The following is a 7,049-nucleotide window of genomic DNA, read 5'->3' as shown; positions in this document are numbered from 1 at the left end:
CCAGGCAACCGTCCGGGCCGGTCTTTCCATTTTTGGGCGGCCAGGGGACGAAAACAACCTTGTTTCTATTGTCCCCCCTTATCCTTTATATTATGAGGGGCGGCCCGTGAAAACGATCCGCGTGCATCAGGCAATCGCCCAGGACGTTCAGGCGGCCCTGGCGGAAGTCCTGGCCGCGTATGGCCTGGACCGGATCCGCGCGCTTCACCTGGACCAGTATGGCGGATCCTACAATGACCGCAGCACGGCCGGAGGCAAAAGCAAGAGCATGCACGCCTGGGGGATTGCCCTGGACTTTGACCCGGTGCGGAACAGTTATTCCTGCAAAGCCCCCCATGCCGGGCTTTCCCGCCCGGAGTGTGAAGAGTGGTGGCGGATATGGGAAGCCCATGGGGCCGTTTCCCTAGGCCGTGAACGGAATTATGACTGGATGCACCTTCAATTCGCCCGGCTGTAAAACAGTAATCTTTTGAGCGTCAAAAAATTACAGATAAAAATATCTTGCGGAAAGTTCCGTTTTTCTGTATATTGGCCGTGCCGGGTTGGTCCCGGAACTAAGAAAGGAGGTGTAATATGTGATAATAGACTGGCATTCAATACAACGGCTGATTGAGCTTTTGATAGTTCTGTTCAGCTGACAAAAAAGGCCCCGGCTGTTCCAGCAGCCGGGGCCGATTGTTTAGAAGGTGAACATGTGATGTTCGGCAATCAATACGTCCTTACTATGCTCTTTTTGCCGGATTTGTCAAGCGTGCGGTTGTCATGCTGGCGCGGCTAATAAGGCCGCTTTTTTATCATCATCAGGATATTTGGAACGTATATTTTTTACTGCGCTTCTTTCCGCGGGAATCCCATTTGACGGTGCGGCCGTCATTTAGTTTGAATGTCTTCCCTCCATAGGTTGAATTAAGAAGGAAGGAAAAGCGTTTGTTGGATGCCTGGGTGAGTTTGTAACGGGGTATCTTGCTTTCATGCCCGGTTTCGTCCGTTTCCGTCACGTATTCCGTACGTGCGTCAATAAGAGATTCAAATGAGTTGCGTTCAATGCAGATTTCTATGATTTCGTCCCATTTGATTTCTCCGTATGTTTCACCGGGCTTCAGGCGTGCCGCCGCCGTTTGCACCAAGTCGCGCATGTCCTGAAGGTTTTGGTCTCCGCCTCCGTATATTTCATCAGGACGTTCCCCGAACGGATCGCCAATGCCAAGCAGGGAGACAATGCCCGCAATAATGGATGATGTGCGTTGAAACCCTGCTCTTGTTTTGTCCGGCATGGGCCGTTTTTGCTCTATCCAGTTGCGAACAAACGCATGCAGGCAGGCCAGAAGTTCCGCCCGGTTGCCGGAGTCCTGAATGGTTTCAAGGTCAATGACGCGCTGAACTGTCCGGTCCTGGGGATTGGATTCTGTCAAATTCAAGTCGCATATCAGCAGCCGGGAAGCAAGGTCTGTGTTCCACTCCAGGGAGTTTCCGGTGATGAAGACGGTGGCGCAGTTTTGCTTGGTAACAAGAGATTGCGTATGAAATGGGCGTATGTCTTGGGAGACGGAAGAAATGAAGGATTCTAAACAAGTAGATTGCAGCTTGCCGCGCAGGTTGTCAAAATAGACGTAGGGCGCGCGGGTGTTGAGGATGGTGTTCAAGACGCCCTGAAGCTTTTCGTCGTCATAATACCATGGATGTTTTGCGTTATTGTTGTACGTGATGCCGGTGGCAAGGTCTGCCAATAGTGATTTGCCGGATCTTTGAGAATTGGAGGTATAGACATAACCAAGTCGAGGTGAGGACAAGGGGAGCATGGCGGATGCGTACAGGGCGACGCAGGCGCAGGTATGGACCGCAAATGAGCGGGATGTGGCGGATGTGGCCCGTTCCTGGAGGTCAGAGGAAGACCAGTCCAGAAAGGGGAATTCTTTATGCCAGTTGCGCCAGATAAGCAAGGCTTGCTCCAACGGCATTTCCGTGTCGTAGTCCACGGCGGTTTTCAGGGTGTAGATCTTACTTACCGGATCATAGCCGCGTTGGTTGAGGTGGTAGGAGCCATTAGGGAGCATGGCCGGGGTGATTTGGTCGTGGATTTTGATCAATTCCGGGATGGCCGTGAGGAATTCCATGGATGAAAGGGTGAGCTTTGCTAGCGGTTCCTTCATGGGCTGGTAAACGAGCGTTGAATCATCTTTGGAGCGGAAAGCGCACGGGCAGATATATTTTTCCGCAGCGGAAATGAAATTGTTGGGGTTAAGGTACACGGTTTTGCCGTCGTCTGTGATATACACAGGAGAGCCGGCCAGATTATAAATAGGGGCATTGGCGCGTTGGAGGGCTATGGCAACGCGTTCGCACCATTGGGGGGTTGTCGTGCCATTTTTGGAGGGCATGGCAACTTTGATTCTGCCGTCCGGCGTAAGGTCGTCTCCGGCAGGGGCGGGGCTTGGTTGCTCCAGACCGGCCAGAAATTGCTGAAGATCCGCGCCGGAGGCGTTGGTTAGCAAATTTTGTAATTTGAGAATAAGTTCTTGGGGGGAAGTCATTTTTTGGGAGGGAGTAAGGGGGTGAGAGATTGGAGGGCAGCATTGAGGCCGTAGGTGGTGCAGGCTGCGGCGGCTTGCTGGATCAAGGGCAACGGCCATTCATCCGGCCGGGCGACGATTTCCGCGGCGCGGGTTGTCCAATCCTGTTCTACATTGCGGAGCGGAGTGGCGTAGAGCAGGGGGCGCAAGGTGGGGCGCGGGTTGAAATACAGGAGTTCCTGAAGCTTTTTCTCGCCGTTTACGGTGCGATAGCAGCCGGGCAGGCGCGGCATGACAAGATGGTTTGTGAGTGCCTGAACGTCCGCGCCAATGAGGGCTAAGGCGGGCTTTATCTGGTCCACATAGCCGCGCCATTCTTCGTGTGTGGCCGCCTCCAGCCGAAAGAGTACATGTAGAGAGCGAGAGCCGGAGAAGGTGATGGAGACAATGGGGAGAGGCAAAGTAATGAGTGCCTGGAGCCATTGTTTTGCGTTGTCCATTTGATCTGATTCCAGCAAGGCATGACGCCAGGTGAGGACGCATTCTGAAGAGCGGCGGCTTTTTTTTCCGTCCCTGACGCGGAAAAATCCGTCCACGGGCTGCCCCAGGAAGATAATGCCGTCCGGCGCGGCCGTGGGAATGTGTTTGGCCTGGTCTGGCCAGAGGCATTGACCTTGCGTTTTTCGGTCGGCAAAAATGATTGTTTTTTCACCGCGTGCCGTATCAAACAGGGCGCGTAAATACAGATCCGGCGTAACTATGGCCGGATCTGTGGCGGAGATGTTGGCGAGGAAATAGCGGGATAATACTGGAGCCCCTTTTTCCGCCAGGGTGGCAATGACGGAAGAATCAAGCTGCGGGACTGGCGGCGGCCCTGTGGGGGCCTTGGGTGGCGGGTTGTATTTGGCTGGTCCCTTGGCTATGCGTTTAGAGGGGGGCAAGGTAGTCGGTTCCGGTTTTTTGCGTCCTTGGGATTTGTCGGTGCCGTAGTTACCCTTGGGGCGGCGCGCCGCGTCTTCCAACTTGCGCCGGAGTTCCTTTTCATTCCAAGGCGGTTCGCACCGGGCGTTAAATGATAACAGGATAGGCCAGGCTTCATCCAAAGATAGATTGTAGTCGTTTACAAGGATGCGGCATGCGCGGAAGGTTGCCGCATGGCCGCCAGAACCGGAAACAGCCGGTTCCAGGGTATCAATATGTTTTTGTGCGCGGGTGATGGCGTCCATGGTCAAAGGTCAAGATTGAGTTCCGGGTGTTTGCGTGTGCGGTGGGCGGGGGTGTCCTGCTTCTTTTTCCTGCGACGTTTCTTTTGGGCCTTCCGGCTGGTCCAGGAAACTTGTGCGAGCTTGTGCAGGGCGGTTTTACCGTATTTGTCGATAAGAGCTTGAGCTTGGGCGGGTGTTAAGGAGTCCAGGAAAGCGTTGCAGGCATGCGCCCGCATGGATGATGCGCTGATTGTGTCGCTGGTCAGCAGAGCGAGATCGGAATGAGACAAGTTTTTTACTGATTCCGGGCAGTATAGTTTGGCGAGTTTGTAAACATTCCGGGTGACGCGTTGCGGGTGGTAGCCGTTACGGAAGATGATAGTGAAAATTCCGATAAGGATATGCAGGCGGGCGTCCGCTATTTCTTCTTTCACCACGTCAAGCTGATGATGATTCAAACCGCATTCATAGAGTTCTTTTGAGAGTTCAGGGAGGATGGGAGCGGCATCAAAAGGCGCATTCCATTGTTCCTGCGTTTCGCCGTAGGCGTGCAGCAGGTAGTCCAGCCAATCGCCGTAAACGTGTATAACAGAGGGGCTGGAACTCATAATGCACCCTCCTTCCAAGACAAGGCTTGCTCCAAAAGTGGAACTAAAAACAAGATGTTTACTACATTTTTTACTACGCTAAAGGCGTAAAATGTTGAAAGTAAACATGGAGGCGGGAGCGGGAATCGAACCCGCGAATAACGATTTTGCAGACCGTCGCCTTACCACTTGGCTACCCCGCCGCTGATGCTGTGCGCGGATACTAGGGAAAAGAACCGCGGGTGTCAATCTCGTTTTTGGAAAAGATGCTTTGTTTTTAAGTGAAGGACTCTCTGGAAACAGCCTTTTTCTTTGGCGGAACGGACAGAGAAGGAGAGAATGCTTGTTTTTTAAGGCATCATGATTGTGCGGCGGAATGCCGCCCGTGCCTGTTGTCAGATCTATATGGAGCAACTTTGTTCCAAAATGGCGTGAATCAGGATATAAAAATGCACCAGGAGTTTTTTTGCAAGTTCACGGCAGCACGTAAAATTAGAGGGGAGGTCGTTCCTCTTCGTTCCGAATGAGGGGGGACTACGTGTTAAACGTGTTGATGGGTTCAGGGAACGCCGCCAGAATACCGGAAGGCTGATGGTTCAGTCTTTCCAAAAAGTAAACAACAACAATAGCAATGAACAATTATATACCAATCAACAAGGCAGTTAATCCCGTCTGCATTTATCAAGGGAATGAGCCTCTTATCAGCAAGACGCTCGGAGTTGACGCGATGACGTTCAACTTTGACGGTTCGGCGTGTGAACACGCCACTTGCGCCGGAGCGCCGGAAATGTTCATCAAGGTCGAGGAAGACGGCCTGTATTATTTCGGCGTAGAAGCCGACGACACAGGCAGCCTGACGATTGCCGGTGAGCAAGCTATAAAAAAGGATGGGACACCGCCCAACGGCAAGCTGAATATTGAAACCGATTCCAGGTACCTGAAAACCCATTCAGGCAGGGAAGTATGAAGGCAACTCGACGATGAAGCGCGAATTCTCGCCGTCCCCCAAAATCAAATTGTGGACGATTGAAAAGGAATCCACTATCACCTGTGAGCCATCCAAGGAAGTGGAACTGGAATTTGAGAAACCGGAACCCGTCTATTTGGAAGGGAATGGTGACTGCAATGTAAGTAGCTTGAGACCTAAGATTTGCGTAACGGTTTGCAAAGATGAATCGGAAAACGTATGGAGGTGTCGTGTTGTTTCCGTTTCTGCCGGAGCCAAGCTAACTATGTATGAAGGCATTTACGTGAATCCCTATGTTGATCCCCCTCTCAATGAAGAAGAAGCCGTCGAAGCGGTCAACGAAATGAACGGCTACCAGGCCCGCGGAAGAGTGGGCACATGGCACACGCCGCAGGCTTCCCTCGCCCACGAAGAACACCACCGCCGTCAATGGGAGGATGCCTACAAGTTCTACTGGAAGGACTCCAAAATACAGGAAATGCTTGAAAAGCAGACTATCTCCTGCGACAAAGAACCGAACATGGATAAAGCCGTGAAGTTCATGCAGGCTCTTGCCAATGAAATGGCATTGGATCTTTGGACGGAGACATCAGCCTATGTACTGGCGTTGCCGGATGATGCCAATGACAGACCCTATTGTGCCGGACAGGAAGTCCTGAACGAGGCAACCGCCTATGTCATTCGTCTGGCCGACGCGATGGGGTGGAACAATGTGCCCAGGTTTATCACGAAACCTGGAACGATCGAGCCGCCCTGTTTCATGCCTCCGGTCAGAGAAGGTGAAACCCGCAGCATGGCTGTTGCGGAGGAACCGGCGTCCTTGATCCTCTCCATGGCGGATACTTCCCAATTCACGGAAGGCAAAATCACAGTCCGCTTCCGCAACGAAGGAAACGAGCCTGTCCGCATTCCCGATGAAATCAACGACGAAACGTCCGATTTCTTTTTCGTGACGGTGTTGAGGACGCAACAGGGGAAAATGCGCGTTCTGAACAGGGAAATAGGCACCATGACCTTCCAGCGACCCTTGAACTACCGGGAGCTTGCACCCGGTCAGGAATACAGCGTCACGATTCCGGTGTGTCTGGATGAAGTCGATCTGGAAGGCTGGAAACAATGTTCTTGTGAACTCGAAACGCGCTACTATAATCAGCAGGGTAAGGATTGTTTCCTGGGGGTTCTCCGGGCAACGGCCAGGCTCACGCTGCAATGAAAAAAATCTTCCGGTATTTAATACTTCTGGCAAGCCTGTCCCTCCATGCTGCGGCATGGGGGGACATGGCCGACAACGGAGTGGAATGCTCCGTGGTGATGGAAAAAACCGAATTTGACGCGAGGGCTGCCTTCCCTGACTTCAAGCTGGTGTTCACGAACAAGGGCGAAAAGACCGTGCGTCTTTTCGATGACTTCTATCCTCTCAAGGATAACGGTCCGCATATTTCCATAGAGATTTTTTGGAAATTGACAAAAGAGAAAAAGGAAAAGGTAGCAGCATATTACCCTCATTATTGCATTGAGCGAGGACAGTTCTTGAACTTCATCACGTTGAAGCCGGGAGAAAGACATGAAGTGCTCATCAAAGATGCGTATCTGTTGATGCACTATTTTGGGCCTTCACGCCGTCTTCGCAATGGTGAGAAATATGAGTTGGAAGTAATCTTTCGTGACGGATATGGAGATTCCGGTGTTCGGAGGAAGTATGTAGGAAGAAAAGATTTCTCCGTGGTCGATCAATCGCCCTGGAGATAGTGAGACATTTTATTACAAGGTGGCTTTAAAG

General features: G+C 52.1%; 7 protein-coding genes and 1 tRNA gene. 4 read left to right on the top strand and 4 right to left on the bottom strand.

Translation table 11 applies throughout. The features are described from left to right. The coding region (locus BHW66_RS02795) for a M15 family metallopeptidase (RefSeq protein WP_286688880.1) at positions 1-457 on the top strand (457 nt) is incomplete at its 5' end. Positions 458-800: 343 nt separating this feature from the next. On the opposite strand, the gene BHW66_RS02790 is transcribed toward BHW66_RS02795, so the two are convergent. The 4 genes from BHW66_RS02790 to BHW66_RS02775 form a co-directional block, all read right to left on the bottom strand. Beyond that, entirely contained in the window at positions 801-2,531 is a 1,731-nt protein-coding gene (locus tag BHW66_RS02790; RefSeq protein ID WP_286688879.1) for a hypothetical protein, read from the bottom strand. Beyond that, a complete protein-coding gene (locus BHW66_RS02785) occupies positions 2,528-3,736 on the bottom strand; it encodes a hypothetical protein (protein ID WP_102753077.1) in 1,209 nt (402 codons plus the stop codon). The genes BHW66_RS02790 and BHW66_RS02785 overlap by 4 nt, the downstream gene beginning before the upstream one ends. Positions 3,737-3,738: 2 nt before the next feature. Beyond that, entirely contained in the window at positions 3,739-4,323 is a 585-nt protein-coding gene (locus BHW66_RS02780) for a hypothetical protein (RefSeq protein WP_102733871.1), read from the bottom strand. A 107-nt stretch (positions 4,324-4,430) separates the two neighbouring features. Further along, a tRNA-Cys gene (locus tag BHW66_RS02775) sits at positions 4,431-4,505 on the bottom strand. A gap of 428 nt (positions 4,506-4,933) precedes the next feature. Between BHW66_RS02775 and BHW66_RS02770 the strand changes: the two genes are divergently transcribed. From BHW66_RS02770 to BHW66_RS02760, 3 genes are read left to right on the top strand one after another with little or no spacing between them, the layout of a single operon-like run. Then, positions 4,934-5,269, top strand: coding sequence for a hypothetical protein (locus BHW66_RS02770; RefSeq protein ID WP_286688878.1), 336 nt, complete (start codon positions 4,934-4,936; stop codon positions 5,267-5,269). 13 nt (positions 5,270-5,282) lie between these two features. Further along, positions 5,283-6,482, top strand: a complete 1,200-nt coding sequence (locus tag BHW66_RS02765; RefSeq protein ID WP_286688877.1) for a hypothetical protein — start codon at positions 5,283-5,285, stop codon at positions 6,480-6,482. Continuing rightward, positions 6,479-7,018, top strand: coding sequence for a hypothetical protein (locus BHW66_RS02760; protein WP_022198638.1), 540 nt, complete (start codon positions 6,479-6,481; stop codon positions 7,016-7,018). Before BHW66_RS02765 ends, BHW66_RS02760 begins: the two co-directional genes overlap by 4 nt. The last annotated feature ends 31 nt before the right edge of the window (positions 7,019-7,049 follow it).

The sequence above is a fragment of the Akkermansia sp. 54_46 genome (genome assembly GCF_001917295.1).
Classification (GTDB): domain Bacteria; phylum Verrucomicrobiota; class Verrucomicrobiia; order Verrucomicrobiales; family Akkermansiaceae; genus Akkermansia; species Akkermansia muciniphila.
The sequence above is the reverse complement of the archived record's forward strand: the minus strand, read 5'-3'. Positions and strand labels throughout refer to the sequence as shown.